This window comes from Streptomyces termitum, from assembly GCF_014650175.1.
Taxonomy (GTDB): domain Bacteria; phylum Actinomycetota; class Actinomycetes; order Streptomycetales; family Streptomycetaceae; genus Streptomyces; species Streptomyces termitum.
Genome location: NZ_BMUL01000006.1, coordinates 239,551 through 265,496, shown reverse-complemented (window position 1 = coordinate 265,496; position 25,946 = coordinate 239,551). Strand labels below are relative to the sequence as shown.

Here is a 25,946-nt window from a genome sequence, read left to right as displayed (position 1 = left end):
GGGGATCTGGGGCCTGGGCCGCTGTCAGACTCACATACGGGAGAAACCGCCGCATGTTGGATCATTACGGTGCGTGAGGGCGCCCCGCTCCGCGCCGGGCGGCCCCTCCGCCACGCCGAAGATCCAGTTCCGGCCGTCAAGCCCCCGGCGGTCGGGCAGACTCGAAAGAACCCGGAACACCTGAGATCCCGAGTCCGGCCCGAGAGCCGAAAGAGGTGGAGCACGTGGACCGATGCGTCGTCCTGGTGGACGCCGGCTATCTGCTGGGAGCCGCCGCCAGCCTGCTCGCCGGGGACCCGTCCCGGTCCCGCATCAGCGTGGACCACGCCGGCCTCGTCCAGCAGCTCCGCGACCGCGCCGAGACCGAGACCGGCCTCCCCCTGCTGCGGATCTACTGGTTCGACGGCGCCCCCGACCGGGTGCCCCAGCCCGAGCACCGCCGGCTGCGCGTCATGCCCCGGGTCACCGTCCGGCTCGGCGCCCTGACCCGCAGCGACGGCCGCTGGGCCCAGAAGGGCGTTGACGCGGCCATGCACACCGAGCTCACCGAGCTCGCCCGCAACCGGGCCTGCTCCGACATCGTCCTCGTCACCGGCGACGGCGACCTGCTGCCCGGCCTGATGTCCGCCAAGGAGCACGGCGTCGCCGTCCACCTCTGGGCCGTCCAGGCCGCCGGCGGCGACTACAACCAGTCCGAGGACCTCGTCGCCGAGGCCGACGAGCGCCGCGTCCTCGACCGCGCCTGGATCACCCGCGCCGTCCGCGCCCGCGACCTGACCGGACTGTGCGCCCCCGCGCCCGCGCCCCGCCCCGAGATCGCCGCCATCCTCTCCGCGCCGCTCCCCGAGGCCGCCCTCGCCTCCGCCGAGCGGGCCGCCGGGACCACCGCCCCCGCCGACCGGACCGCCCCGGAGGAGCCCGCCGCCCCGGCCGCCGACGGCCACGGGGCCGCCGCCCCCGGCCGGGCCGTACCCACCCCCAAGGACCTCGCCGGGCTGCGCGGCCCCGCCGCCGCCCCGCCGCCGCACCCCGCGCCCCAGCCCGCCAGCGCCCTGCGCTGGTCCTCCGACCGGGGCTGGGTCGAGCGCCCCGCCCCCCTCGGCGAGCCGCCCGAGACCGCCTCGCTGCCCACCCTCGCCCACCTGACCAGCGCCGAGCAGCGCTGGGCCGACCGCGAGGAGGACATCACCACCGTCGGCGGCGACCCCTTCGAAGTCGGACAGGTGTTCGCCCGCAGGTGGCTGGAGCGGCTCCCCGACCCCCACCACATCCAGCGGCTCTCCGTCCTCTACCCCCGCGTCCCGCACCGCATCGACGGCGAACTCCTCCGCTACGCCGCCCGGTTCGGCCTCCTCGCCCACAAGGACGACCAGATCGACGAACACGACCGCTACGCCATCCGCGCCGGATTCTGGCGCGAGATCGACGTCCGCGCCGCCGCCGAACAAACCCCCGCGCCCGGAGCGGGACCGGCGACCCCGTAGGCTTCTTCCCCGTGAGTACGGTGTGCGCGGTGCGGGATCTGGTCAAGACGTACCCCGCCACGCGCGGCAGGCGCGGTGCGCCCCCGACCCCCGAGGTGCGCGCCACCGACGGGATCAGCCTCGACGTGCGCGGCGGCGAGATCTTCGGCCTGCTCGGCCCCAACGGCGCGGGCAAGTCCACCCTCGTCCGCCAGCTCACCGGCCTGATGCGTCCCGACTCCGGCACCGTCCGCCTCCTCGGCCACGACCTCGTCCGCCACCCCGAGCGCGCCGCCCGCCTCCTGGCCTACCTCGGCCAGGAGTCCACCGCCCTCGACGAGCTGACCGTCGCCCTCGCCGCCGAGACCACCGGCCGCCTGCGCGGCCTCGGCGCCGCGGCGGCGCGCGCCGAGCGCGACGCCGTCCTCGACGAGCTGGGCCTCACCGAGCTCGCCGGGCGGCCCCTCAAGAAGCTCTCCGGCGGCCAGCGGCGGCTCGCCTGCTTCGCCGCCGCCCTCGTCGGCCACCGGCCCGTCCTCGTCCTCGACGAGCCCACCACCGGCATGGACCCGGTCGCCCGCCGCGCCGTCTGGGCCGCCGTCGACCGCCGCCGCGCCGAGCACGGCGCCACCGTCCTCCTCGTCACCCACAACGTCATCGAGGCCGAGACCGTCCTCGACCGGGTCGCCGTCCTCGACCGGGGCCGGGTCATCGCCTGCGACACCCCCGCCGGGCTCAAGGAGCGCGTCGCCGGGGAGGTCCGCGTCGAACTCGTCTGGCGCGAGGCCGCGCCCCTCGCCCTCCCCGAGGTCGCCGCCCTGCGCGCGCACGCCCAGGAGTCCGGCCGCCGCTGGGTCCTCCGCCTCGCCCCCGACGCCGCCCGCGCCGCCGTCGCCGCGGTCACCGGCGGCGCCGCCTTCGCCGCCCTCGACGACTTCACCCTCGCCACCCCCAGCCTGGAGGACGTCTACCTGGCCCTCGGCGGCGCGGCCCGCGACGGCCTGGTGAAGGCATGACCCACCTGGTGAAGGCATGAACCGCCACTCCCCACCACCCGCCCGCCGGCCCCGCCCGTCCGCCGCCCCCTCACGTCCGCCCGGCGCGACCCCCCACGCACCGCACGCCACCCCCAGGAGCTGTCCGCGTTGAGCACCCTGCCCGCCGAGGCCCCGCCGGCCGGCGCGCCGGCCGCCCGCACCACCGCGGGCGAGGACGCCGCCGCCCCCCTCGCCCCGGCCGCCCGGCTGCTGCCCTCCCTGGCCGCCGTCTACCGCGCCCAGCTCTCCCGGGCCCGCGTCGCCCGCATCCCGCTCCTCTTCGTCGCGACCTTCCAGTCCGTCGGGATCATGATCCTGATGCGCGGGGTCGTCGACGGCGGCTCCGAGGCCCGTGCCGTCGTCGCCGGCTCCGCCGTCCTCGTCGTCGCCTTCGTCGCGCTCAACCTGCTCGCCCAGTACTTCGGCCAGCTCCGCGCCACCGGCGGCCTCGACCACTACGCCACCCTGCCGGTGCCGCCCGCCGCCGTCGTCCTCGGCGCCGCCGGCGCGTACGCCTCCTTCACCGTCCCCGGCACGGTCGTCACCGCCGTCGCCGGAGCCGTCCTCTTCGGCCTCCCGCTCGGCAACCTGTGGCTCCTCGCCGCCGTCGTCCCGCTCGCCGGCGCCGCCCTCTCCGGCCTCGGCGCCGCCCTCGGCCTGCTCGCCCCCCGCCAGGAGCTCGCCACCCTCCTCGGCCAGCTCGGCATGTCCGCCGCCCTCCTCCTCGGCGTGCTGCCCGCCGAGCGGATGCCGGGGCCCATCGGCTGGGCCCGCGACCTGCTGCCCTCCACCTACGGCGTCGAGGCCCTGGCCCGCGCCTTCGACCCGCACCCCGACTGGGCCGCCGTCGCCCTCGACCTGGCCGTCTGCGGCGCCGTCGGCGTCCTCTCGCTGGCCGTCGCCACCTGGGCCTACCGCAGGGCCGCGGTCCGCTGAGGCGGGGCACAGGGACACCTGGCACGATGGCGGGGTGACCGCACCTCTGACGCCCTCCCAGCCGCCGCCGCACGATCCCTCATGGCCGCCGCCGCCCCCGCCGTACGGCGGCCCGGCCGGAGACCCGATCACCGCGGCCGAGGTCGTCCAGGGACTCGTCGTCACCGCCGCCTCGGCCGTCGCCGGGGCGCTCCTGGGCGTCCTGTGGGTCTGGCTCGCGCCCGCGATCCGGCTCATCTCCGACGGCAGGGGCGTCTACCTGCGCGACTCCGAGGGGGAGGCCGCGATCGGCGCCGACGGCACCTTCGTCCTCCTCGCCCTGGCCTTCGGCGCGGTCGCCGGACTCGCCGTCTTCCTGCTCCGCCGCCGGGGCGGCGTCCCGCTCGTCCTCGGCCTCGCCCTCGGCGGCGTCCTCGGCTCGCTGCTCGCCTGGTGGCTGGGGACCCGGCTGGGACCCACCGCCGACGTCGTCGCGCACGCCAAGGCGGTCGGCGCGGGCGTCGTCTTCGACGCCCCGCTCAAGCTCCGGATGGGGGCCGCGGCGATGCTGGCCTGGCCGCTCGCCGCGACGGTCGTCCACCTGTCGCTCACCGGCCTCTTCGGCCCCCGCGACCCGGACCCCTTCACCGCCCCCTGGGACGCCCACAAGCCCCGCTGAGCACCGGGCCCGGGGGACGGGGGAGCGGGGGCTCAGCCCCGGCCGATGGGGGCCAGCACCGCCGACGTCAGCGCGGCCAGGTCGGCGGGGGACAGCTCGACCTCCAGGCCCCGCCGGCCCGCCGAGACGCAGATCGTCTCGTGCGCCGACGCCGAGGAGTCCAGCACCGTCCGCAGCCGCTTGCGCTGGCCCAGCGGCGAGATCCCGCCCCGCACGTACCCCGTGGTCCGCTCGGCCGCCGCCGGGTCCGCCATCGCCGCCCGCTTGCCGCCGACCGCCGCCGCCAGCGCCTTCAGGTCCAGCTGCCCGGCCACCGGCACCACCGCCACCGTCAGCTCCCCGTCGACGTCCGCCACCAGCGTCTTGAAGACCCGGTCCGGCGAGACGCCCAGCGCCTCGGCCGCCTCCTCGCCGTACGAGGGCGTCGCCGGATCGTGCTCGTACGCGTGCACCGTGTACGCCGTCCCGGCCGCGGCCAGCGCCACCGTCGCCGGGGTGCCGCCGCCGGCCTTCTGCTTCTTCTTCGCCACGGGGACCTTCTCGCTCCGTCAGTTCGGGTACATGGGGGCCTGGGTCAGCTCCACCGCCGGCAGCGACGGCAGGTGCCGCAGCACCGCCGTCTCCGCCCGCAGCAGCGCCAGCTCCTCGCGCAGCCGGGCCGTCGTGTCCGGCGCCTCCAGGAGCCGCTGCTTCGTCGGCACGTCCACCATCGCCGCCGCCGCGACCAGGTACGACACCACCGACGGGTCGTCGGGCAGCTCGCTGGTCGTCAGCGACCGCTCCCGCGCCCCCGCCAGCCGCTTCTGGTACGCCCGGAAGGCCCGCAGCACCCCCTCGGCGAGCGCCTCCGCCTCCTCGCCCGGCTCCTCCGGCAGCTCCTCGGTCTCCGCCGTCAGGAACGCGCCGTCCGCGTCCACCGACCGCAGCCGCACCCGGGTCGTGCCGGTCACCATCACCTCGTACGTGCCGTCGGCCCGCTGCCGGATGCTCGCCGCGTCCGCGACGCACCCCACCGGGTGGAAGCTCTTGATCGGGTCCGGTCCGAAGCCCGCCGCCGGGCCCTTCTCCGGCAGCGCCGTCCCGTCCGGCATGCCCGGCGCGGTCGGCGCGACCTCGGAGCCGTCCCTGATCGCGACCACGACGAAGCGCCGAGGCGCGGACTCGTCGAGGGCGAGCAGCTCGCGCATCATGGCGCGATAACGCTCCTCGAAGACGTTCAACGGCAGCACGAGCCCCGGGAACAGCACCGCGTTGAGCGGGAAGAGGGGAAGGCGAGCGGTGGTCACAGCGGCCAGCCTAATGGCCGCCGGGACCGCTCCGTCCGGAGATTCCCCGAGCGGCTCCCCCCGGGCGCCCCCACAGCGGGGTCCGGCGGGCCAGCTCCACCCGCGTCCGGTCCCGGGTGGCCAGGAAACGACGCAGCGGATCGCCGCCGCCGGACCCCCACGGGAAGGAGACCGCGTACGGCCCCGTCCGCCGGAACTCCTCCAGCGCCGCCGCCCACCGGCCCCGCTCCACCAGCACGTACGCCAGCAGGTTCCGCACCTCCGCCGGCCACGGGTCGCCCGCCGCGAAGGCCGCCGACAGGGCCCGGCCCCGGTCCGCCGCCCGGTCGATCCGCGCGCCGTCCGCCGCCGGACCCGCCTGAGAAACCGCCTGGGGCCCGGCGCCCGGCCGCAGCAGGTCGTAGGCGGCCCGCACCGGCAGGGCCCGCACCAGCGAGCCCGGCGCCGCGTCGTCGGCCGCCTGCTCGGCGAAGTCGAAGGCCGCCCGGTGCGAGCCGTACCACCGCGCCGACAGGTAGGCGAGCGCGGCGACGTGGCAGCCGTGGTGGTGCGGCGAGCGCAGCAGCGCCTGCTCCCACAGCCGGGCGAAGACCGCGTCCCCGGCGTGCGCCCCGCGCGCGTGGTCCAGCGCCAGCCGCCACGGCACCGGGTCGGGCCCGGACTCCTCGGCCAGCCGCCGCACCAGCGGGTCCAGCTCGCGCAGCCGCTCCGCGCGGGCCGGCGACCGCCAGGCCCGGTCCACCGCGAGCTGCGCCGCCACCAGCAGCGCGCCGGGGTCCCGCGGGGCGGCCTCCCGCCACCGCTCCAGCCACTCGCCCCGGTGCCGCGCGAAGACGGCGAGCCGCCCGGCGTACCGGTCCCGGTCCTCCCACTCGGCCGCGTCCCGGGTGGTGGCCAGCAGCTTCGCGGCGGGCTCCGGATCGTCATGGGCGGCGGCCACCAGCGCCGGTCCCAGCCGCCCGTCGGGGGCGTCGAGCAGCACGTCGTCGTCCGGCGTCAGACCCTCGGCGAGAAGCGGGGCGTGCCGGACGGAACGGACGGAGCCGACCAGGGAGCGGAGGAAGGACATGGCAGGACGTATCTTCCCACCGGGCCGTCCGCCCGGCCCGGCCCGCCGCCCTCCCTTCACCCCGGTCTCACCCGGTCTCCCCGCCGCCGTCACGCCCCGGGCGTCCCGGCCCGCAACCCGCCTCGGGACCCCGCCCGGAACCGCCCCTCAGCCCGGGCTCAGCCCCGTCTCAGCAGCCGGGTCGCGCCCGCCGCCACCGTCGTGGCCAGGATCCAGCCGAGCAGGATCAGCACCGCCGCCACCCACTGCCAGCGGCCCTCCAGGCGCCAGGAGCCGTCCTGGCCCAGGGTGATCACCGGCAGCAGCAGGTCCAGGGCGTACAGCGGGCCGTTCCACTCGGGGCCCTCGCCCTCCTTGATCGGCAGCGGCTCGTACCGCGAGAAGGCCAGCGAGCCCGCCGCCCACAGCACCGCCATCCAGAGCATCGCCCGGCCCGGCCGGTAGCCGTACGCCACCGTCCAGTCCTGCACGTACCCCCACAGCTTCCCGGCCAGCGGCAGCGTCTCCCGTCTGCGCCGCTGCTTGGCGAGCAGCACCTCCCGCGCGTCCGCGTCCTCCCCGCTGTTGCGCAGCACCGCCGCCAGCCGCTCGTACGGCTCCGGCGCGTACTCCGGCGTCGCCGCCGCCACCCACTCCAGCCGCCGGGTCAGCGGGAAGTGCCCGTACGGCACCAGGTTCTCGTAGACGAAACCGCTCATCGCCAGCCCGCCGGGACCCGGCCAGCTCGTCGACAGGTCGATCAGCGTCACCACCTTCGCCCCGTTCAGCACCACCCGGCCCTCCTGCGGCCGCTCCCCGTTGAACCGCAGCTCCGGGGTGGCGATCCGGCGCAGCGACAGCTCCTCCCGGCGCGCCCCGCTCAGCACGAAGCGGGCGTGGTTCAGGTCCACCGCGTCCCCGAACCGTCCGTCGTCCAGCCGCACCCCGCCGTGGAACTCGACCGGTTTGCGCCGGGCCTCCCGGGTCGGGTCCACTCCGTACGGCGGGGTGGCGGTGGACCGGCCGGCGCCGTCGGCCCCGCCGTCGTACACCCACGCCGCGTTCAGGTAGAGCGAGCGCTCCACCGTCAGCTGCGGGGCGTTCAGCGCGCGGCGGCCCGGGGCCGCGCGCAGCACGCTGCCCCGCAGGCTGAGCGAGACCCCCACCTTCGCCCCGCGCAGGCTGACCTCGCCCTCCGTCTCGATCAGCTCGGCCTGGAGGTCCTGCGCCACCACCAGCCCGTCCGCCGTGACCGCCCGGCCCCGCCGGTCCGCGCCCACCCGGATCTGGTTGATCAGCAGGTCGGTGCCGATCTGCGCGTCCGTCAGCCGGATCCCGCGCCGCACCCGGCAGCGCGGCAGGTGCAGGTCGCCCTCGGTGTGCAGCCGGGCCGCCTCCAGCCGGGGCAGCACGCAGCCGACCATCCGCAGCGTGCCGAAACGGGCCTCCGGCAGCACCACCTCCGCGTCGAAGCGGCAGCCGTTCAGCTCCACGTACGGCCCGACCGTGCCGCCGGCCAGGCCCAGCACCCCGGTGATCCGCGCCCCGCGCAGCTTCAGCGCGGCCACCCGGCCCGAGCGGGCCGCAGGGCCGTCGAGCAGCAGCGCCGCCACCACCTCGGCGCGCACGCTCCGCTCCGGCCCCCACGGCGCCGTCCCGAACGGGTCGTCCCGCTCCGGCACCCCCTCCGTCAGATCGCAGGTCGCCCCGATCCGGAACGCCTGCCACATGGCCCGCTCCGGCTCCGTGAGACCGTCCGGCATCCCGGACTCGCGCGGCTCGGTCACGGCCGCCCCCTCGCTTTCCCGGCCCGTCCCCGCCGCTCCGCTCCCCGGGAGCCGCGGACCCGTCCGTTTCGCACAGTCGTTCTTCCCGCAGTGTGACGGGCTGAACGCTAACGGTCAGGAGTGGCGAGGAGACGCCACCGTGGCGCGTATCAAGCCGTGTATCAGCCAGTGATACGGGAGTCCGGTGCCGAAAGCCGTCTGAGAGAATTGACCCGTGATCTCTCGAATCGATCTGCGCGGCGAGGCCCTCCCCGAGGGTTCCGCCCTGCGCGACCTGCTGCCCCGTGCCGAGTTCGACGTGGAAGCCGCCCTGGAGACGGTGCGGCCGATCTGCGAGGACGTCCGGCATCATGGCGCGGCGGCGGTGATCGGATACGGGGAGAGGTTCGACGGCGTGCGGGTCACCGGCCTGCGCGTCCCCGCCGGGGAGATCGCCCGCGCCCTCGACGAGCTCGACCCGGCCGTCCGCGCGGCCCTGGAGGAGTCGATCCGGCGCGCCCGCCTGGTCCACCGCGAGCAGCGCCGCACCACCCACACCACCCAGGTCGTCCCCGGCGGCACGGTCACCGAGAAGTGGATCCCGGTCGACCGCGTCGGCCTGTACGTGCCCGGCGGCCGCGCCGTCTACCCGTCCTCCGTCGTGATGAACGTCGTCCCGGCGCAGGAGGCCGGCGTGCGGGGCGTCGCCGTCTCCTCGCCGCCGCAGAAGGACCACGGCGGCCTGCCGCACCCGACGATCCTGGCCGCCTGCGCCCTGCTCGGCGTGGACGAGGTCTACGCGGCCGGCGGCGCCCAGGCCGTCGCCATGTTCGCGTACGGCACCGAGGCCCTCGGCGACGAGCCCGGCTGCGCCCCCGTCGACCTGGTCACCGGCCCCGGCAACATCTACGTCGCCGCCGCCAAGCGCCTCCTCAAGGGCCGCATCGGCATCGACGCGGAGGCCGGCCCGACCGAGATCGCCGTCCTCGCGGACGCGACCGCGGACCCGGTGCACGTCGCCGCCGACCTGATCAGCCAGGCCGAGCACGACCCGATGGCCGCCTCCGTCCTGGTCACCGACTCCGAGGAGCTGGCCGCCGCGGTCGAGGCCGAACTGGCGGCCCAGGTCGCCGTCGCCAAGCACGTCGAGGACCGGATCGCCCCGGCCCTGGCCGGCCGGCAGTCCGCGATCGTCCTCGTCTCCGACCTGGAGGACGGCCTCACGGTGGTCGACGCGTACGGAGCCGAGCACCTGGAGGTGCAGACCGCCGACGCCGCCGCCCTCGCCGACCGCGTCCGCAACGCCGGCGCGATCTTCGTCGGCCCCTGGGCGCCGGTCTCCCTCGGCGACTACTGCGCCGGCTCCAACCACGTGCTGCCCACCGGCGGCTGCGCCTGCCACTCCTCGGGCCTCTCCGTGCAGTCCTTCCTGCGCGGCGTGCACATCGTGGACTACACGCGCGACGCGCTCGCCGACGTCGCCCACCACGTGGTGACCCTCGCCGAGGCCGAGGACCTCCCGGCCCACGGCGCCGCCATCAAGGCCAGGTTCGGCTGGAAGGTGCCCGAGAGCAAGTGAGCGACCAGAACGACCGGAACGACCGGAACAACGCCCTCGGCATCGACGACCTGCCGATCCGCGAGGAGCTGCGGGGCAAGTCGCCCTACGGCGCCCCTCAGCTCGACGTGCCCGTCCAGCTGAACACCAACGAGAACCCCTATCCGCTGCCCGAGCCGCTGGTGGCCCGGATCGCGGAGCGCGTCGCCGAGGCCGCTCGCGGCCTCAACCGCTACCCCGACCGGGACGCGGTGGAGCTCCGCACCGAGCTGGCCCGCTACCTGACCCGCACCGGCGGCCACCCGGTCGCCGCGGAGAACGTCTGGGCGGCCAACGGCTCCAACGAGGTGCTCCAGCAGCTCCTCCAGGCCTTCGGCGGCCCCGGCCGCACCGCGATCGGCTTCGAGCCCTCGTACTCGATGCACGCCCTGATCGCCCGCGGCACCGGCACCGGCTGGCTCTCCGGCCCGCGCAACGACGACTTCACCATCGACGTGGCGGCCGCCGAGGCGGCCATCGCCGCGCACCGGCCGGACGTCGTCTTCATCACCTCCCCCAACAACCCCACCGGCACCGCCGTCGGCGGGGACACCGTGGAGCGGCTGTACGCCGCCGCGCAGGCCGCGAAGCCCTCGCTGGTCGTGGTCGACGAGGCGTACGTGGAGTTCAGCCACCGCGCCTCGCTGCTGCCGCTGCTGGCCGGCCGGCCGCACCTGGTGGTCTCCCGGACCATGTCCAAGGCGTTCGGCGCCGCCGGGCTGCGCCTCGGCTACCTCGCCGCGCACCCGGCCGTGGTCGACGCCGTGCAGCTGGTCCGGCTGCCGTACCACCTCTCCGCCGTCACCCAGGCCACCGCGCTCGCCGCCCTGGAGCACACCGACACCCTCCTCGGGTACGTCGAGCAGCTCAAGGCCGAGCGCGACCGGCTCGTCGCCGAGCTGCGCGCGATCGGCTACGACGTCACCGACTCCGACGCCAACTTCGTCCAGTTCGGCCGCTTCGCCGACGCGCACGAGGCGTGGCGGAGGATCCTCGACCGGGGCGTCCTGGTCCGGGACAACGGCGTACCGGGCCGGCTGCGGGTCACGGCGGGCACCCCCGAAGAGAACGACGCGTTCCTCGACGCGGTTCGTGAACTGAAGAAGGAGCAGGACGCATGAGCCGCGTAGGCCGCGTTGAGCGCACCACCAAGGAGACGTCCGTCGTCGTCGAGATCGACCTCGACGGCACCGGGAAGGTCGACGTGTCGACCGGGGTCGGCTTCTACGACCACATGCTCGACCAGCTCGGCCGGCACGGGCTGTTCGACCTCACCGTCAAGACCGACGGCGACCTGCACATCGACTCGCACCACACCATCGAGGACACCGCCCTCGCGCTCGGCGCCGCCTTCAAGCAGGCGCTCGGCGACAAGGTCGGCATCTACCGCTTCGGCAACTGCACCGTCCCGCTGGACGAGTCGCTGGCCCAGGTGACCGTGGACCTCTCCGGCCGCCCGTACCTCGTGCACACCGAGCCCGAGAACATGGCGCCGATGATCGGCTCGTACGACACCACCATGACGCGCCACATCTTCGAGTCCTTCGTGGCCCAGGCGCAGATCGCCCTCCACATCCACGTGCCGTACGGGCGCAACGCCCACCACATCGTGGAGTGCCAGTTCAAGGCGCTCGCCCGCGCCCTGCGCTACGCCTCCGAGCGCGACCCGCGCGCCGCCGGAATCCTCCCCTCCACGAAGGGCGCGCTGTAACCGTGACCGGTCTCTCCACCATCCTGATCGTCGTCGGGCTCTTCCTGCTCGGCGGCATCTACTCCTTCGTCAAGCAGCAGATGCCCAAGGGCCTCATCGTGCTGCTCTCCATCGGCGCCGCGATGTGCCTCTCCGCCGGCGTGCTGCGGCTGGACGTGTGGTCATGACGGCGGGCACCGGCAAGAAGGTCGTCGTCTTCGACTACGGCTTCGGCAACGTCCGCTCCGCCGAGCGGGCGCTCGCCCGGGTCGGCGCCGAGGTCGAGATCACCCGCGACTACGAGACCGCGATGAACGCCGACGGGCTCCTCGTCCCCGGCGTCGGCGCCTTCTCGGCCTGCATGCGGGGGCTCAAGGAGGCCCGCGGCGACTGGATCGTCGGCCGCCGCCTCTCCGGTGGGCGCCCCGTCATGGGCATCTGCGTCGGCATGCAGATCCTCTTCGAGCGCGGCATCGAGCACGGCGTCGAGAGCGAGGGCCTGGACGAGTGGCCCGGCACGGTCGAGCCGCTGAAGGCCCCCGTCGTGCCCCACATGGGGTGGAACACCGTGGACGCCCCCGAGGGCAGCGAACTCTTCGCCGGGCTCGACGCCGACGCCCGCTTCTACTTCGTGCACTCCTACGCGGTGCGCGAGTGGACCCTGGAGGTCGGCAACAAGAACATCCGCGCCCCGAAGGTCGCCTGGGCCACCCACGGCGAACCGTTCGTCGCGGCGGTGGAGAACGGCGCCCTGTGGGCCACCCAGTTCCACCCCGAGAAGTCCGGCGACGCCGGAGCCCAGCTCCTCACCAACTGGATCGGAACGCTGTGAGCACCCTCGCACTCCTCCCGGCCGTCGACGTCCGCGACGGCCAGGCCGTCCGGCTCGTCCACGGCGAGTCCGGCACCGAGACCTCCTACGGCTCCCCGCTGGAGGCCGCCCTCGCCTGGCAGCGCTCCGGCGCCGAATGGCTCCACCTGGTCGACCTGGACGCCGCCTTCGGCACCGGTGACAACCGCGACCTGGTCCGGCAGATCACCGAGGCCATGGACATCAAGGTCGAGCTCTCCGGCGGCATCCGCGACGACGCCTCGCTCGCCGCCGCGCTGGCCACCGGCTGCACCCGGGTCAACCTCGGCACCGCCGCCCTGGAGACCCCCGAGTGGGTCGCCAAGGTCATCGCGGAGCACGGCGACAAGATCGCCGTCGGCCTCGACGTGCGCGGCACCACCCTCAAGGGCCGCGGCTGGACCAGCGAGGGCGGCGACCTGTACGAGACGCTGGCCCGCCTCGACGCCGAGGGCTGCGCCCGCTACGTCGTCACCGACATCGGCCGCGACGGCACCCTCACCGGCCCCAACACGGAGCTGCTGACCAACGTCTGCGCCGCCACCGACAAGCCCGTCGTGGCCTCCGGCGGCGTCTCCTCGCTGGACGACCTGCGGGTCCTGGCCGGCCTCACCGGCCTGGGCGTCGAGGGCGCGATCGTCGGCAAGGCGCTCTACGCCAAGGCGTTCACGCTGGAGGAGGCCCTCCGGACGGTGGCCGCCGTATGACCGGATCCGTGCGCAAGGTCGTCACCGGCGCCCCGTGGGAGGAGGTCTTCGGCTACTCCCGCGCGGTCGAGCTGCCCCACGGCACCGTCCTGGTCTCCGGCTGCACGTCGGTGGTCGACGGGGCCATCGCGGACGGCGGCCCCTACGAGCAGGCCGTCAACTCCTTCCGCGTCGCCTTCGACGCGCTGCGGCAGCTGGGCCTCGGCGCCGAGCACGTCGTGCGCACCCGCATGTACCTCACGCACGCGCGGGACGTGGACGAGGTCGGCCGGGCCCACAAGGAGCTGTTCGACGCGGTCCGCCCGGCCGCCACGATGGTCATCGTCTCGGGCCTCGTCGACCCCCGCCTGGTGGTCGAGGTCGAGGTCGAGGCGTACCGAGAAGACCGAGGAGAGGCGTCCTGATGGGTCTCGCCGTAAGGGTCATCCCCTGCCTGGACGTGGACGGCGGCCGGGTCGTCAAGGGCGTCAACTTCCAGAACCTGCGGGACGCGGGCGACCCCGTCGAGATGGCCAAGCTGTACGACGCCGAGGGCGCCGACGAGCTGACCTTCCTCGACATCACCGCCTCCTCCGGCAACCGGGAGACCACCTACGACGTGGTGCGCCGCACCGCCGAGCAGGTCTTCATCCCGCTCACCGTCGGCGGCGGAGTCCGCTCCGCCGACGACGTCGACCGGCTGCTGCGGGCCGGCGCGGACAAGGTGGGCGTCAACACGGCCGCGATCGTCCGCCCGGAGCTGATCCGCGAGATCGCGGAGCGCTTCGGCCGGCAGGTCCTCGTCCTCTCGGTCGACGCCCGCCGTACGGCCTCCGGCTCCTTCGAGGTGACGACGCACGGCGGCCGCGAGGGCACCGGCATCGACGCCGTCGAGTGGGCGCACCGGGCCGCCGAGCTGGGCGCGGGGGAGATCCTGCTCAACTCGATGGACGCGGACGGCACCAAGGACGGCTACGACACCGAGATGATCGAGGCCGTGCGCAAGCACGTCACGGTCCCGGTGATCGCCTCCGGCGGCGCCGGCAAGCTCGGCGACTTCGCGCCGGCCGTCGCGGCGGGCGCGGACGCGGTGCTCGCCGCCTCCGTCTTCCACTTCGGCGACCTGCGGATCGGCGAGGTCAAGGGAGCGCTGCGGGAGGCGGGGCACGAGGTCCGCTGAGACCTCGTTCCGCTTGTGGAAGGGCCCCGGCGGGGGCCCTTCTTCTTTCCCCAGACGCGAAAGGAAAGTTGTGCAATTTATGTTGCGCAACTTTCCTTTCGTATCTACCGTCGTGGACATGACCTCCCCGGAGTACCGCCGCATCACCGACCTCGGCACCCTCAAGGCCATCTCGCACCCGCTGCGGATGCGCCTCTACCGCGCCCTCTTCGTCGCCCGCACCGCCACCGCCTCCCAACTCGCCGACCAGGTCGACGAAGCCGTCTCCCTCGTCAGCTACCACCTGCGCAAGCTCGCCGAGCACGGCCTCATCGAAGAGGCCGAGGCCCAGTCCAGCGACGGCCGCGAGCGCTGGTGGCGGCTCAGCTCCCACGGCTTCAGCATCCGCGACGAGGACATCAAGGACGCCCCCGAACTCAACGCCGCCGCCGCTGCCTTCGGCCGTACCGTCGGCGAACAGCGCGCCCTGATGCACCGCCGCTTCATCGACGAGCGCGGCACCTGGTCCGACGCCTGGCGCTCCGCCTCCTTCGCCTCCGAATGGCTCCCCCGGCTGACCGCCGCCGAACTCGACGCCCTCGGAACCGAACTGGAGGCCGTCGTCCGCAGGCACGAAGAGGCCGCCCGCGCCGCCGAGGACGCCGGCGACACCGACGGCCGCGAGAACGTCGCGATCCACCTCAACGGCTTCCCCCACCGCCCGTGACCGCCACCACGGTGGCCGCGCCCACCGCCCGCCCCGCCCACCGCGACCCCCAGGTCATGCGCTGGCTCGGCGCCTACACCGCCTCCACCGTCGGCGACAGCGTCTACTACCTGGCCCTCTCCTGGGCCGCCGTCAGCAGCGGCAGCCCCGCCCAGGCCGGGCTCGTCATGGCCGTCTCCGCCGTCCCCCGCGCCCTGCTCCTCCTCGTCGGCGGCGTCATCGCCGACCGGCTCGGCCCGCGCCGGGTCGTCCTCGTCTCCGACACCGTCCGCTGCCTCGTCACCCTCGGCCTCGCCGCCGTCCTCCTCGCCGCCGCCCCCGGCCCGTGGGTCCTCGCCGTCGCCGCCCTCGTCTTCGGCACCGTCGACGCCGTCTTCCTGCCCGCCGTCGGCGCCCTCCCGCCCCGGATCGCCGAGCGCGACCAGCTCGCCCGCGTCCAGGGCCTGCGCGGCCTCGCCCACCGCATGGGCGCCGTCCTCGGCGCCCCGCTCGGCGGCCTCGCCGTCGCCACCGGCGGCCCCGCCAGCGCCTTCGGCGCCGCCGGCCTCCTCTTCGCGCTCTCCCTGCCGCTCCTGTGCGCCCTCCGGATCAGGCCGCTCCCGGCCGGGGAGAAGACCGAGGGGGCCGCCGCCCGCGACCTCACCGCCGGCCTGCGCCACCTGCGCGGCCACCGGGTCCTCGGCCCGCTGATGATCACCATCCTCCTCGCCGACCTCGGCTTCGTCGGCCCCCTCAACGTCGGCCTCGCCGTCCTCGCGGAGCAGCGCGGCTGGGGCGCCCCCGGCATCGGCTGGCTCCTCGCCGGCTTCGGCACCGGCGCGGGCGCCGCCTCCCTGCTCCTCGCCGTGCGCGGCCGACTGCCCCGGGCCGGCGCCCTCATCGGCTGGACCATGGCCCTCGGCGCCGCCTCGATCGCCGGCCTCGCCTTCGTGCCCCTGCTCCCCGCGGCGGTCGCCGTCGCCCTGGTGATCGGCCTGCTCGCCGGGCTCTCCGGCTCGCTCTGCTCCGCCCTCCTCCAGACCGAGTGCGACCCCGCCTACCTCGGCCGGGTCAGCGCCGTCGCCAGTCTGGGCAGCCTGGGGCTCGCCCCGCTGGGCATGCCGGTCAGCGGCGCGGCGATCGGCCTGTGGGGCACCGGCCCGGTCTTCGTCGCCAGTGCGGCCGTCTGCGCCCTCTCCGGCGTCTTCGCCCTGGCCGTCCCGGCCCTCCGCCGCGCCGAACTGCCCCGGGACTGAGAAGCGGCTAGATCCCGAGCTGCTTCGTCGTGTTCAGCAGCTCGATCGCGTCCGGCTCGCCGTCCAGCGCCACCTTCGCCACGTCCGTACGCCCGTACAGGTACATGGTCAGCTCGCCCGGCTCGCCGGAGACCGTCACCACCGGGGTGCCCTTGTGCGCCACCACCGTCTGCCCGTTCGGACGGCGGAGGACCAGCCCCACCGGCGCCTTCCGGCCCAGCAGCCGCGCCCCGCGCTCCAGCCGGGACCACAGGGCGTCCGAGAAGACCGGGTCCAGCTCCCGGGCCGACCAGCCCGGCTGGGCCCGGCGCACGTCCTCCGCGTGCACGTAGAACTCGACGACGTTCGCCCCCTCGTCCACCTGCTTGACCGCGAACGGGGAGAAGCGCGGCGGACCCGTCCGGATCAGCTGGACCAGCTCCTCGTACGGCTTTTGCGCGAACTCCTCCCGCACCCGCTCCAGCCGGTCCTTCAGCAGCGGTACGAGCGTCCCGGCCGCCGCGTCCGGCCGCCGCTCGCGCACCACCACGTGCGCCGCGAGGTCCCGGGTCCGCCAGCCCTCGCACAGCGTCGGCGCGTCCGGACCGGCCGTCTCCAACAGATCAGCGAGCAGAAGCCGTTCACGTGCGGCATGGGTCGACATGCCCGCCAGCGTACGACCGGGCGGCGCCGTCCGCCCAGTGGACGCCCCGCCGGACACCCCCTTCCCGCGCGGCACAATGACCCCATGAGCACCGCGCCCCGGACCCCCAGCGACCTCGACCCGGCCGTCGCCGCCCGCCTCAAGCGCGGCCCCGACGGACTGGTCCCCGCCATCGCCCAGCAGTACGACACCGGCGAGGTGCTGATGCTCGGCTGGATGGACGACGAGGCCCTGCACCGCACCCTCACCACCGGCCGCTGCACCTACTGGTCCCGCAGCCGGAACGAGTACTGGGTCAAGGGCGACACCTCCGGCCACGTCCAGCACGTCCGCTCCGTCGCCCTCGACTGCGACGCCGACACGATCCTCGTCAAGGTCGACCAGGTCGGAGCCGCCTGCCACACCGGCACCCGCACCTGCTTCGACACCGACGTGCTCCTCGCCTCCGAGTAGGGTCTGGCGCCATGGATCTCGACACCTTCCGCAAGCTGGCGGCCGACCGCCGCGTCATCCCCGTCAGCCGCAGGCTCCTCGCGGACGGCGACACCCCGGTCGGGCTCTACCGCAAGCTCGCCGCCGAACGCCCCGGCACCTTCCTCCTCGAATCCGCCGAGAACGGCCGGAGCTGGTCCCGCTACTCCTTCGTCGGCGTGCGCAGCGACGCCACCCTCACGGTGCGGGACGGCGAGGCCCACTGGCTCGGCACCCCGCCCGTCGGCGTCCCCGTCGACGGCGACCCGCTCGCCGCCCTGCGCGCCACCGTCGAGACCCTCCACACCCCGCGCGACCTCGCCTCCGGCATGCCGCCCTTCACCGGCGGCATGGTCGGCTACCTCGGCTACGACATCGTCCGCCGCCTGGAGAAGATCGGCGAGCACGGCCGCGACGACCTGGAGCTCCCCGAGCTCACCATGCTCCTCACCAGCGACCTCGCCGTCCTCGACCACTGGGACGGCACGGTCCTGCTGATCGCCAACGCGATCAACCACAACGACCTCGACACCGGCGTCGACGAGGCGTACGCGCACGCCGTCGCCCGCCTCGACGCGATGGAGGCCGACCTCGCCCGCCCCGTCGCGGGCGTCCCCGCCGCCCTCCCGGCCTCCGAGCTCCCCGCGTACTCGGCCCTCTGGGGCGGCCCCGCCTACCAGGACGCCGTCGAGGACGTCAAGGAGCGCATCCGGGCCGGCGAAGCCTTCCAGGTCGTCCCCTCGCAGCGCTTCGAGACCCCCTGCACCGCCTCCGCGCTCGATGTCTACCGGGTCCTGCGGGCCACCAACCCGTCCCCGTACATGTACCTCTTCCGCTTCGAGAACGGCTTCGACGTCGTCGGCTCCAGCCCCGAGGCCCTCGTCAAGGTCGAGGACGGCCGGGCCATGCTCCACCCCATCGCCGGCACCCGGCACCGCGGCGCCACCCCGCAGGAGGACCACGACCTCGCCGAGGAACTGCTCGCCGACCCCAAGGAGCGCGCCGAGCACCTCATGCTCGTCGACCTCGGCCGCAACGACCTCGGACGGGTCTGCGAGCCCGGCTCCGTCGAGGTCGTCGACTTCATGTCGATCGAGCGGTACTCCCACGTCATGCACATCGTCTCCACCGTCACCGGCCGGGTCGCCGAGGGCCGCACCGCCTTCGACGTGCTCACCGCCTGCTTCCCGGCCGGCACCCTCTCCGGCGCCCCCAAGCCCCGGGCCATGCAGATCATCGAGGAGCTGGAGCCCTCCCGGCGCGGCCTGTACGGCGGCTGCGTCGGCTACCTCGACTTCGCCGGCGACTCCGACACCGCCATCGCCATCCGTACGGCCCTGCTGCGCGACGGCACCGCGTACGTGCAGGCCGGAGCCGGTGTCGTCGCCGACTCCGACCCGGCCGCCGAGGACGCCGAGTGCCGCAACAAGGCCGCCGCCGTCCTGCGCGCGGTCCACACCGCCAACCGGATGAACGGTTCGCCGACCCGGTAGGGGATAGTGGAAGGCGTGACCGCCGTACCCGTACCCCAGCCCCGAGCCGCCCGCCAGGCCGCCTCCCCCGGCGGCCGGCGGAGCCTCGCCGTCGCCCTGCTCCTCGGCGCCCTCGGCGCCACCGTCGTCCTGCTCTCCACCGGCCAGATCTGGGCCGAGGGCACCGCGGCGGTCGCCGGCGGCACCGTGCCCGTCGAGGCCGACGGCGGCACCGTCACCGGCGTCCCGACCGCCCTCGCGATCGTCGGCCTCGCCGCCCTCGTCGCCGTCTTCGCGGTCCGCCGCACCGGCCGCCTCCTGGTCGCCGGGCTCCTCGCCCTCAGCGGCGCCGGTGCCGCCCTCGCCGCCTTCCTCGGCGCCTCCGACAGCGCCGCCCTCGACGCCGAGGCCGCCCGGGTCAGCGGCAACACGGCCTCCGCCGTCGCCGGCCTCACCCACACGGCCTGGCCGTACGTGACCGCCGCCGGGGCCCTCCTCATCCTCCTCGCGGGCCTCTTCGCCCTCCGTTTCGGCCGGACGTGGCCCGCGATGGGCGGCCGCTACGAGCGCGCCGGCGCCCCCCGCGCCGCCCGCCGCCCGGCCGCGGGCGACCCCGACCGGCCCGAGGACCTGTGGAAGGCGCTCGACCGGGGCGAGGACCCGACGCGCGACGCGTGATCGTCCGGGACCCCCCGAGTCACCTTCGCGGCGCCTTGTGCGGAAGAATGGCGCCGTCACCACGTGACGGCCGTCGGCTTCGAGGCCGCCACCGAGCAACATCTACGAGGAGCAACTCATGTCGGGCAGCGCCCACGGACACACCCCGGCCGCCTGGACCGGTGTCATCATCTCCTTCATCGGCTTCTGCGTCGCCGGAGTCTTCATGGTGGCGGCCAACGTGCCCGGTTTCTGGGCCGGCTGCGGCGTCATCCTCCTCGGCGGCGTCGTCGGCCTCGGGATGAAGGCCGCCGGTCTCGGCATGCCGAAGCAGTCGCAGGCCGTCGCCGAGGCCCGCGAGAGCGCGACGGCCGCGATCAAGGCCGCCGCCTGACCACGATGTGACCCCCGGTCCCACCCGGCCGGCGCAGTCCGGCCCGGCCGGGCTGCGCCGTCGTGCGTCCCGGGCGAGAATCACGGCGTGACCGCCGACCCGACACCGCAGACCACCCCGCCCCCCGCCGCCGGGGGCGCGCCCGGCCCCGGGACGGCGCCCGCCCCGCCGTGGCACCCCGGGCTCCGGGCGGCCGAGGAGGCCGCGGCCTTCCGGCGGCGGCCCCTCGCGCGCAGGCTGCTCGCCCCGCTCGGCACCCTCGCCGGGACCGCCGCCGCCTTCGCGTACGTCGGCGCCGTCGACCCCAACGAGCCCGGCCACTACCCGGTCTGCCCGCTGCTCCGCTTCACCGGCCTGTACTGCCCCGGCTGCGGCGGCCTGCGCAGCGCCCACGCCGTCGCCCACGGCGACCTCGCCGCCGCCCTCGGCGCCAACGCCCTCGCCGTCGCCGGCTACGCCCTCTGCGCCGTCCTGTTCGCCGTCTGGCTGGTTCGCGCGGTCCGCGGCACGCCGAGCCGGATCGCGCTCCACCCCGCCTGGTGGTGGGCGCTCGGCACCCTGACCGCGCTGTTCACGCTGATCCGGAACCTGCCGTTCGGCTCCGCTCTGGTCCCCTGAGGTCCCAGCCCGTGGGACACCGCGCGGCTCGATGCGGACCAGAGGGCCACCTGCGGATACCATCGACAGGGCCGAACCGTGTTCCCAGGGTTCCGCAGAACCGTCACCGTCCCGGAAGGGGGCCCCTCGCGTGAGTGTGCTCGACGAGATCATCGACGGCGTGCGCGCCGACCTCGCAGAGCGGCAGGCGCGGGTCACCCTCGACGAGCTCAAGGAGCGGGCCGCCAAGGCCCCGCAGGCCAAGGACGGGGTCGCCGCGCTGCGCGGCGACGGCGTCACCGTGATCTGCGAGGTCAAGCGCTCCAGCCCGTCCAAGGGAGCCCTCGCCGCCATCGCCGACCCGGCCGGCCTCGCCGCCGACTACGAGGCGGGCGGCGCCGCCGTCATCTCCGTCCTCACCGAGCAGCGCCGCTTCGGCGGCTCGCTCGCCGACCTGGAGGCCGTCCGCGCCAAGGTCGACATCCCGGTGCTGCGCAAGGACTTCATCGTCACCGCCTACCAGCTCTGGGAAGCCCGGGCGTACGGAGCCGACCTCGCGCTCCTCATCGTCGCGGCCCTGGAGCAGGAGGCCCTCGTCTCCCTCATCGAGCGCGCCGAGTCCATCGGGCTCACCCCGCTCGTCGAGGTCCACGACGAGGAGGAGGTCGAGCGCGCCGTCGACGCCGGCGCCCGCATCATCGGCGTCAACGCCCGCAACCTCAAGACCCTCCAGGTCGACCGCTCCACCTTCGAGCGCGTCGCCCCCGAGATCCCGGCCGGCATCGTCAAGGTCGCCGAGTCCGGCGTCCGGGGCCCGCACGACCTCATCGCGTACGCCAACGCCGGCGCCGACGCGGTCCTGGTCGGCGAGTCCCTCGTCACCGGCCGCGACCCGCGCACCGCCGTCGCCGACCTCGTCGCCGCCGGCGCCCACCCCGCCCTGCGGCACGGCCGGAGCTGACCCCGCCGTGACCCTCCGCCGCGCCGTGCCGACCACCCCGGGCTCCGCAGCCCGCGGGCCGGTCGGCGTGCGCACGGCCGCCGCCCCGGCCCACGCCCGGCTCGCCCGGGGCTGCCGGCCCCGGGGCTGCCGGGCGCCCGCCCGCCGGATCCACGGCCGCCGGGTCCGCCACTGCATCGGCGCCGAGCCCGGCACGGTCCCGGGCATGCGATGGCGCGCCCGTCCTTCGCGCGCGACCTCCTGACCGGCCCCTCGTGGGCCGCACCCGCCGTCCCGGTGTGCCCACCCGTTCCTCCCCCGAGGACTTCGTCCAGGGGGACCCCGAGCGGAACGACCGGCCACCGCAAAACGGCGGCGGCACCGCCACGCGCGCGTACGAAGCGAGTCACGTCCTCAATCCGACCGCATCGCCCCGCGAGGAGCAGCATCCGCATGTCCCACGAGTTCTTCGTCCCCGACCCGGAGGGCCAGGTCCCTTCGCCCGAGGGGTACTTCGGCGCCTTCGGCGGCACCTTCATCCCCGAGGCCCTCGTCGCCGCCGTCGACGAGGTCGCCGTCGAGTACGAGAAGGCCAAGCACGACCCCGAGTTCGCCCGCGAGCTCGGCGACCTCATGGCGAACTACACCGGCCGGCCCAGCGCCCTGACCGAGGTGCCCCGGTTCGCCGAGCACGCCGGCGGCGCCCGGATCTTCCTCAAGCGCGAGGACCTGAACCACACCGGCTCCCACAAGATCAACAACGTGCTCGGGCAGGCCCTGCTCACCCGGCGCATGGGCAAGACCCGGGTGATCGCCGAGACCGGCGCCGGCCAGCACGGCGTCGCCACCGCCACCGCCTGCGCCCTCTTCGGCCTCGACTGCACCATCTACATGGGCGAGGTCGACACCCGGCGCCAGGCGCTCAACGTCGCCCGGATGCGGATGCTCGGCGCCGAGGTCGTCGCCGTCACCTCCGGCAGCCGCACCCTCAAGGACGCCATCAACGAGGCGTTCCGCGACTGGGTCGCCAACGTCGACCGCACCCACTACCTCTTCGGCACCGTCGCCGGACCGCACCCCTTCCCCGCCATGGTCCGCGACTTCCACCGGGTCATCGGCGTCGAGGCCCGCCGCCAGATCCTGGAGCGCGCCGGCCGGCTGCCCGACGCGGCCGTCGCCTGCGTCGGCGGCGGCTCCAACGCCATCGGCCTCTTCCACGCCTTCCTGCCCGACGCCGGGGTCCGCCTGGTCGGCTGCGAGCCGGCCGGCCACGGCATCGAGACCGGCGAGCACGCGGCCACCCTCACCGCCGGCGAGCCCGGCATCCTGCACGGCTCCCGGTCGTACGTCCTCCAGGACGACGAGGGCCAGATCACCGAGCCGTACTCCATCTCGGCCGGCCTCGACTACCCCGGCATCGGCCCGGAGCACGCCTACCTCAAGGACAGCGGCCGCGGCGAGTACCGCGCGGTCACCGACGACCAGGCCATGCGGGCGCTGCGCCTGCTCTCCCGCACCGAGGGCATCATCCCGGCCATCGAGTCGGCCCACGCCCTCGCCGGGGCGCTGGAGCTCGGCAGGGAACTCGGCGAGGAGGGGCTCATGATCGTGAACCTCTCCGGCCGCGGCGACAAGGACATGGACACGGCCGCCCGCTACTTCGGGCTGTACGACGGGGAGGGCTCCAAGTGACCACCGGGAACATCCAGCTGCTCGCCGACACCCTGGACCGGGCGAAGGCCGAGGACCGGGCCGCGCTCATCGCCTACCTCCCGGCCGGCTTCCCGACCGTGGACGGCGGCATCAAGGCGATCAAGGCCGCCTTCGACGGCGGCGCCGACATCGTCGAGGTCGGCCTCCCGCACAGCGACCCGGTCCTCGACGGACCGGTCATCCAGACCGCCGACGACATCGCCCTGCGCGGCGGCGTGCGGATCGCGGACGTCATGCGGACGGTCGAGGAGGCCCACGAGGCCACCGGCAAGCCGGTCCTCGTCATGACCTACTGGAACCCCATCGACCGGTACGGCGTCGAGCGCTTCACCGAGGAGCTGGCCGCGGCCGGCGGCGCGGGCTGCATCCTGCCCGACCTGCCGGTCCAGGAGTCCGCCCTGTGGCGCGAGCACGCCGAGAAGCACGGCCTCGCCACCGTCTTCGTCGTCGCCCCCAGCAGCCGGGACGAGCGCCTCGCCACCATCACGGCGGCCGGCTCCGGCTTCGTCTACGCCGCCTCCCTGATGGGCGTCACCGGCACCCGCGCCTCGGTCGGCGAGCAGGCCGCCGACCTGGTCCGCCGCACCCGCGTCACCTCGAAGATCCCGGTCTGCGTCGGCCTCGGCGTCTCCAACGCCGACCAGGCCCGCGAGGTCGCCGCCTTCGCCGACGGCGTCATCGTCGGCTCCGCCTTCGTCCAGCGGATCCTGGACGCCGACGGCGACGAGGCCGCCGGGCTCGCCGCCGTAAAGGAACTGGCGGCCGAACTCGCGGAGGGCGTGCGCCGCACACGGTGACCGCGAGGTCGCCCGTTCGGGTGGACATCGGACCGGGGAGGCGCGGTGGCGCCTCCCCGGTTCGTTGCTGTGGGCGTGAGCGAGAAGAACCGTGATGGCAGGAACCAGAGCGCGCGGGAGCGCCTCCAGCAGCAGCGCGAGCGCGAGAAGGCCCGGGAGAAGCAGCGCCGGGTCCTGATCGTGACGGCGGGAGTGGTCGGCGTCCTCGGCCTCGCCGCCGTCGTCGGCGTGATCGCCGCCAACGCCGGCAAGGACGGCGGCTCCGACAAGGCGGGCCCCGTCGTCGCCCCGGCCGGCTCGATCGAGGGCGACAAGCCGGCCATCCCGGTCGGCGCCTCCGACGCCCCGTCCACCCTCCAGGTCTGGGAGGACTTCCGCTGCCCGGCCTGCGCCCAGTTCGAGAACGTCTTCCGGGACACCGTCCACGAACTGGAGTCGTCCGGCGCGCTCAAGGTCGAGTACCACCTCGCCACCCTCATCGACGGCAACATGGGCGGCAGCGGCTCGCTGCGCGCGGCGAACGCGGCGGCCTGCGCCCAGGACGCCGGAAAGTTCCCGGCGTACCACGACACGCTCTACATCAACCAGCCGCAGGAGACCGACGACGCCTTCGGCGAGAACGCGAAGCTGATCGAGCTGGCCGGCAAGGTGCCGGGCCTCGACACCCCGTCCTTCCGCTCCTGCGTCGAGGGCGGCACCCACGACAGCTGGGTCGAGAAGGCCAACCAGGCCTTCCAGAACGGCGGCTTCCGCGGCACCCCGTCCGTCCTGCTCAACGGCGAGTCCGTCTTCCCCGCCAAGGGCGCCGAGCAGATCTCCCCGGCGAACCTGAAGAAGTGGGTCGCCGAGGCCAACAAGGGCAAGAAGCCCGGCACGGCCTTCCCCTCGGCGGCGCCCTCCGCCGCCACCGGAACGCCCTCCGCGGGCTGATTGGTTATGCAGACGTTGCCGGGCGGGCTGCCGCTTCGCCCGCCCGGCAGGGTAGCGTCGGTCCTGCCATGGACCTTGCCTACATTCCCAGCCCGTCGACCGGCGTGATCAACCTCGGACCGATCCCGCTGCGCGGCTATGCCTTCTGCATCATCCTCGGTGTCTTCGTCGCCGTCTGGCTCGGCAACAAGCGCTGGATCGCCCGGGGCGGCACCGCCGGCACCGTGGCCGACATCGCCGTCTGGGCGGTGCCCTTCGGCCTCGTCGGCGGACGCCTGTACCACGTGATCACCGACTACCAGCTGTACTTCAGCGAGGGTGAGAACTGGGTCGACGCCTTCAAGATCTGGGAGGGCGGCCTCGGCATCTGGGGCGCCATCGCGCTCGGCGCGGTCGGTGCCTGGATCGGCTGCCGCCGCCGGGGCATCGCCCTGCCCGCCTACGCCGACGCCATCGCCCCCGGCATCGTCTTCGCCCAGGCCATCGGCCGCTGGGGCAACTGGTTCAACCAGGAGCTGTACGGCAAGCCGACCGACCTGCCGTGGGCGCTGGAGATCAGCGAGAGCGGCAACCGCGTCGCGGGCCTGTACCACCCGACCTTCCTCTACGAGTCGCTGTGGTGCGTCGGCGTCGGCTTCCTCGTCATCTGGGCCGACCGCCGCTTCAAGCTCGGCCACGGCCGCGCCTTCGCCCTGTACGTGGCCGCCTACTGCGTGGGCCGCGCCTGGATCGAGTACATGCGCGTCGACGAGGCCCACCACATCCTGGGCCTGCGCCTCAACGTGTGGACCGCGATCCTCGTCTTCCTGCTCGCCGTCGTCTACATCGTGGTCTCGGCGCGGGTGCGCCCGGGCCGCGAGGAGATCGTCGAGCCGCGCTCCCAGAAGGCCGCGGAGGCCGCGGAGGCCGCCGGGGACGCCGGTGACGCCGGTGACACGGAGAAGGACGCCGCGGAGGACGCCGCCGAGGAGGCTCCGAAGGACGCGGCCGAGGACGCCGGCGCGGTTTCCGAGGACGCTTCCCGAGACGCTTCCCCGGACGGGAAGAAGGACGCCTCCGAGGAGGCCGACGGAGCCGAGCGGGGCGCGGGGACGGCCGCCAAGGGCTGAACCGCCCGCCGCACCGGAACACCGGGGCCGCCGGGACCACCAGGTCCCGGCGGCCCCTTCGCGTACCCCGGCGGACGCGGGCGGC

The 25,946-nt window shown here is 74.9% G+C and carries 30 protein-coding genes; 25 read left to right on the top strand and 5 right to left on the bottom strand.

Features of this window, described 5'->3' with window-relative positions:
• Window positions 1-215 precede the first annotated feature (215 nt).
• From IE219_RS14120 to IE219_RS14105, 4 genes are all read left to right on the top strand, one after another.
• On the top strand, window positions 216-1,484 hold the full coding sequence (locus tag IE219_RS14120) for an NYN domain-containing protein (protein ID WP_189977054.1): 1,269 nt from the start codon (window positions 216-218) through the stop codon (window positions 1,482-1,484).
• 20 nt (window positions 1,485-1,504) lie between these two features.
• A complete protein-coding gene (locus IE219_RS14115; RefSeq protein WP_189977317.1) occupies window positions 1,505-2,479 on the top strand; it encodes an ABC transporter ATP-binding protein in 975 nt (324 codons plus the stop codon).
• A 138-nt stretch (window positions 2,480-2,617) separates the two neighbouring features.
• Window positions 2,618-3,436 (top strand): ABC transporter permease, encoded by an 819-nt coding sequence (locus IE219_RS14110; RefSeq protein WP_189977315.1) that lies wholly within the window; start codon window positions 2,618-2,620, stop codon window positions 3,434-3,436.
• Window positions 3,437-3,470: 34 nt separating this feature from the next.
• Entirely contained in the window at window positions 3,471-4,094 is a 624-nt protein-coding gene (locus tag IE219_RS14105) for a DUF2567 domain-containing protein (RefSeq protein ID WP_189977052.1), read from the top strand.
• 32 nt (window positions 4,095-4,126) lie between these two features.
• On the opposite strand, the gene ybaK is transcribed toward IE219_RS14105, so the two are convergent.
• The 4 genes from ybaK to IE219_RS14085 all read right to left on the bottom strand — a co-directional run bounded on the left by ybaK (window position 4,127) and on the right by IE219_RS14085 (window position 8,215).
• The gene (ybaK, locus tag IE219_RS14100) at window positions 4,127-4,624 is read right to left on the bottom strand and encodes a Cys-tRNA(Pro) deacylase (RefSeq protein ID WP_189977050.1); all 498 of its coding nucleotides are present in this window, start codon (window positions 4,622-4,624) and stop codon (window positions 4,127-4,129) included.
• Window positions 4,625-4,642: 18 nt separating this feature from the next.
• On the bottom strand, window positions 4,643-5,380 hold the full coding sequence (locus tag IE219_RS14095) for an LON peptidase substrate-binding domain-containing protein (protein WP_189977048.1): 738 nt from the start codon (window positions 5,378-5,380) through the stop codon (window positions 4,643-4,645).
• Window positions 5,381-5,390: 10 nt separating this feature from the next.
• Window positions 5,391-6,449, bottom strand: coding sequence for a hypothetical protein (locus IE219_RS14090; protein WP_189977045.1), 1,059 nt, complete (start codon window positions 6,447-6,449; stop codon window positions 5,391-5,393).
• Between the two features lie 158 nt (window positions 6,450-6,607).
• The gene (locus IE219_RS14085) at window positions 6,608-8,215 is read right to left on the bottom strand and encodes an oxidoreductase (RefSeq protein WP_189977043.1); all 1,608 of its coding nucleotides are present in this window, start codon (window positions 8,213-8,215) and stop codon (window positions 6,608-6,610) included.
• 214 nt (window positions 8,216-8,429) lie between these two features.
• Here IE219_RS14085 and hisD point away from each other — a divergent pair, with 214 nt between their 5' ends.
• The 10 genes from hisD (at window position 8,430) to IE219_RS14035 (ending at window position 16,138) form a co-directional block, all read left to right on the top strand.
• Window positions 8,430-9,773: a histidinol dehydrogenase gene (gene hisD, locus IE219_RS14080; protein ID WP_189977041.1), complete on the top strand. Its 1,344-nt coding sequence runs from the start codon at window positions 8,430-8,432 to the stop codon at window positions 9,771-9,773.
• Window positions 9,770-10,912 carry a histidinol-phosphate transaminase gene (locus tag IE219_RS14075; RefSeq protein WP_189977039.1) on the top strand — a complete coding sequence of 381 codons (1,143 nt, stop codon included), beginning with the start codon at window positions 9,770-9,772 and terminating at the stop codon, window positions 10,910-10,912. Before hisD ends, IE219_RS14075 begins: the two co-directional genes overlap by 4 nt.
• Window positions 10,909-11,502: an imidazoleglycerol-phosphate dehydratase HisB gene (hisB, locus tag IE219_RS14070; RefSeq protein ID WP_030205445.1), complete on the top strand. Its 594-nt coding sequence runs from the start codon at window positions 10,909-10,911 to the stop codon at window positions 11,500-11,502. Before IE219_RS14075 ends, hisB begins: the two co-directional genes overlap by 4 nt.
• Window positions 11,503-11,504: 2 nt before the next feature.
• Window positions 11,505-11,669, top strand: a complete 165-nt coding sequence (locus IE219_RS14065) for a CG2302 family histidine operon protein (RefSeq protein ID WP_189977037.1) — start codon at window positions 11,505-11,507, stop codon at window positions 11,667-11,669.
• Entirely contained in the window at window positions 11,666-12,313 is a 648-nt protein-coding gene (hisH, locus tag IE219_RS14060; RefSeq protein ID WP_189977036.1) for an imidazole glycerol phosphate synthase subunit HisH, read from the top strand. Before IE219_RS14065 ends, hisH begins: the two co-directional genes overlap by 4 nt.
• Window positions 12,310-13,038 carry a bifunctional 1-(5-phosphoribosyl)-5-((5-phosphoribosylamino)methylideneamino)imidazole-4-carboxamide isomerase/phosphoribosylanthranilate isomerase PriA gene (gene priA, locus IE219_RS14055; RefSeq protein ID WP_189977035.1) on the top strand — a complete coding sequence of 243 codons (729 nt, stop codon included), beginning with the start codon at window positions 12,310-12,312 and terminating at the stop codon, window positions 13,036-13,038. The genes hisH and priA overlap by 4 nt, the downstream gene beginning before the upstream one ends.
• The gene (locus IE219_RS14050; RefSeq protein ID WP_189977034.1) at window positions 13,035-13,442 is read left to right on the top strand and encodes a RidA family protein; all 408 of its coding nucleotides are present in this window, start codon (window positions 13,035-13,037) and stop codon (window positions 13,440-13,442) included. The genes priA and IE219_RS14050 overlap by 4 nt, the downstream gene beginning before the upstream one ends.
• Window positions 13,442-14,197, top strand: a complete 756-nt coding sequence (gene hisF, locus IE219_RS14045) for an imidazole glycerol phosphate synthase subunit HisF (protein WP_189977033.1) — start codon at window positions 13,442-13,444, stop codon at window positions 14,195-14,197. The genes IE219_RS14050 and hisF overlap by 1 nt, the downstream gene beginning before the upstream one ends.
• A gap of 118 nt (window positions 14,198-14,315) precedes the next feature.
• Window positions 14,316-14,903, top strand: a complete 588-nt coding sequence (locus tag IE219_RS14040; RefSeq protein ID WP_189977032.1) for an ArsR/SmtB family transcription factor — start codon at window positions 14,316-14,318, stop codon at window positions 14,901-14,903.
• Window positions 14,900-16,138, top strand: coding sequence for an MFS transporter (locus IE219_RS14035; protein ID WP_229849753.1), 1,239 nt, complete (start codon window positions 14,900-14,902; stop codon window positions 16,136-16,138). Before IE219_RS14040 ends, IE219_RS14035 begins: the two co-directional genes overlap by 4 nt.
• 7 nt (window positions 16,139-16,145) lie before the next feature.
• Here the strand turns inward: IE219_RS14035 and IE219_RS14030 are convergent, their stop codons facing one another.
• Window positions 16,146-16,781, bottom strand: a complete 636-nt coding sequence (locus IE219_RS14030; protein WP_189977031.1) for a TIGR03085 family metal-binding protein — start codon at window positions 16,779-16,781, stop codon at window positions 16,146-16,148.
• A gap of 84 nt (window positions 16,782-16,865) precedes the next feature.
• On the opposite strand from IE219_RS14030, the gene hisI reads away from it, so the two are divergent.
• The 11 genes from hisI to lgt all read left to right on the top strand — a co-directional run bounded on the left by hisI (window position 16,866) and on the right by lgt (window position 25,861).
• A complete protein-coding gene (gene hisI / locus IE219_RS14025) occupies window positions 16,866-17,234 on the top strand; it encodes a phosphoribosyl-AMP cyclohydrolase (RefSeq protein WP_189977029.1) in 369 nt (122 codons plus the stop codon).
• An 11-nt stretch (window positions 17,235-17,245) separates the two neighbouring features.
• On the top strand, window positions 17,246-18,745 hold the full coding sequence (locus IE219_RS14020; protein ID WP_189977027.1) for an anthranilate synthase component I: 1,500 nt from the start codon (window positions 17,246-17,248) through the stop codon (window positions 18,743-18,745).
• Between the two features lie 6 nt (window positions 18,746-18,751).
• Window positions 18,752-19,402, top strand: a complete 651-nt coding sequence (locus IE219_RS14015) for a TIGR02234 family membrane protein (protein ID WP_189977025.1) — start codon at window positions 18,752-18,754, stop codon at window positions 19,400-19,402.
• A gap of 118 nt (window positions 19,403-19,520) precedes the next feature.
• Window positions 19,521-19,775, top strand: coding sequence for an HGxxPAAW family protein (locus tag IE219_RS14010; protein ID WP_189977023.1), 255 nt, complete (start codon window positions 19,521-19,523; stop codon window positions 19,773-19,775).
• An 87-nt stretch (window positions 19,776-19,862) separates the two neighbouring features.
• The gene (locus tag IE219_RS14005) at window positions 19,863-20,393 is read left to right on the top strand and encodes a DUF2752 domain-containing protein (RefSeq protein ID WP_189977021.1); all 531 of its coding nucleotides are present in this window, start codon (window positions 19,863-19,865) and stop codon (window positions 20,391-20,393) included.
• 130 nt (window positions 20,394-20,523) lie between these two features.
• Window positions 20,524-21,333: an indole-3-glycerol phosphate synthase TrpC gene (gene trpC / locus IE219_RS14000; protein WP_189977019.1), complete on the top strand. Its 810-nt coding sequence runs from the start codon at window positions 20,524-20,526 to the stop codon at window positions 21,331-21,333.
• 7 nt (window positions 21,334-21,340) lie between these two features.
• Window positions 21,341-21,577, top strand: coding sequence for a tryptophan biosynthesis modulator TrpM (trpM, locus tag IE219_RS13995; protein WP_229849765.1), 237 nt, complete (start codon window positions 21,341-21,343; stop codon window positions 21,575-21,577).
• Between the two features lie 188 nt (window positions 21,578-21,765).
• Window positions 21,766-23,004, top strand: a complete 1,239-nt coding sequence (gene trpB, locus IE219_RS13990; protein ID WP_189977017.1) for a tryptophan synthase subunit beta — start codon at window positions 21,766-21,768, stop codon at window positions 23,002-23,004.
• Window positions 23,001-23,822: a tryptophan synthase subunit alpha gene (trpA, locus tag IE219_RS13985; RefSeq protein ID WP_189977015.1), complete on the top strand. Its 822-nt coding sequence runs from the start codon at window positions 23,001-23,003 to the stop codon at window positions 23,820-23,822. The genes trpB and trpA overlap by 4 nt, the downstream gene beginning before the upstream one ends.
• A 75-nt stretch (window positions 23,823-23,897) precedes the next feature.
• Complete coding sequence (locus tag IE219_RS13980; RefSeq protein WP_189977013.1) at window positions 23,898-24,752, top strand: DsbA family protein; 855 nt, start codon at window positions 23,898-23,900, stop codon at window positions 24,750-24,752.
• Window positions 24,753-24,820: 68 nt separating this feature from the next.
• On the top strand, window positions 24,821-25,861 hold the full coding sequence (gene lgt / locus IE219_RS13975) for a prolipoprotein diacylglyceryl transferase (protein ID WP_189977012.1): 1,041 nt from the start codon (window positions 24,821-24,823) through the stop codon (window positions 25,859-25,861).
• The last annotated feature ends 85 nt before the right edge of the window (window positions 25,862-25,946 follow it).

Excerpts from the sequence above, each read along its gene's own strand:
- IE219_RS14090 (WP_189977045.1), bottom strand. The coding sequence starts at position 6,449 with ATGTCCTTCCTCCGCTCCCTGGTCGGCTCCGTCCGTTCCGTCCGGCAC.
- hisB (WP_030205445.1), top strand. The coding sequence starts at position 10,909 with ATGAGCCGCGTAGGCCGCGTTGAGCGCACCACCAAGGAGACGTCCGTC.
- hisH (WP_189977036.1), top strand. The coding sequence starts at position 11,666 with ATGACGGCGGGCACCGGCAAGAAGGTCGTCGTCTTCGACTACGGCTTC.
- IE219_RS14050 (WP_189977034.1), top strand. The coding sequence starts at position 13,035 with ATGACCGGATCCGTGCGCAAGGTCGTCACCGGCGCCCCGTGGGAGGAG.
- hisF (WP_189977033.1), top strand. The coding sequence starts at position 13,442 with ATGGGTCTCGCCGTAAGGGTCATCCCCTGCCTGGACGTGGACGGCGGC.
- IE219_RS14040 (WP_189977032.1), top strand. The coding sequence starts at position 14,316 with ATGACCTCCCCGGAGTACCGCCGCATCACCGACCTCGGCACCCTCAAG.
- IE219_RS14030 (WP_189977031.1), bottom strand. The coding sequence starts at position 16,781 with ATGTCGACCCATGCCGCACGTGAACGGCTTCTGCTCGCTGATCTGTTG.
- hisI (WP_189977029.1), top strand. The coding sequence starts at position 16,866 with ATGAGCACCGCGCCCCGGACCCCCAGCGACCTCGACCCGGCCGTCGCC.
- IE219_RS14020 (WP_189977027.1), top strand. The coding sequence starts at position 17,246 with ATGGATCTCGACACCTTCCGCAAGCTGGCGGCCGACCGCCGCGTCATC.
- IE219_RS14010 (WP_189977023.1), top strand. The coding sequence starts at position 19,521 with ATGTCGGGCAGCGCCCACGGACACACCCCGGCCGCCTGGACCGGTGTC.
- trpB (WP_189977017.1), top strand. The coding sequence starts at position 21,766 with ATGTCCCACGAGTTCTTCGTCCCCGACCCGGAGGGCCAGGTCCCTTCG.
- lgt (WP_189977012.1), top strand. The coding sequence starts at position 24,821 with ATGGACCTTGCCTACATTCCCAGCCCGTCGACCGGCGTGATCAACCTC.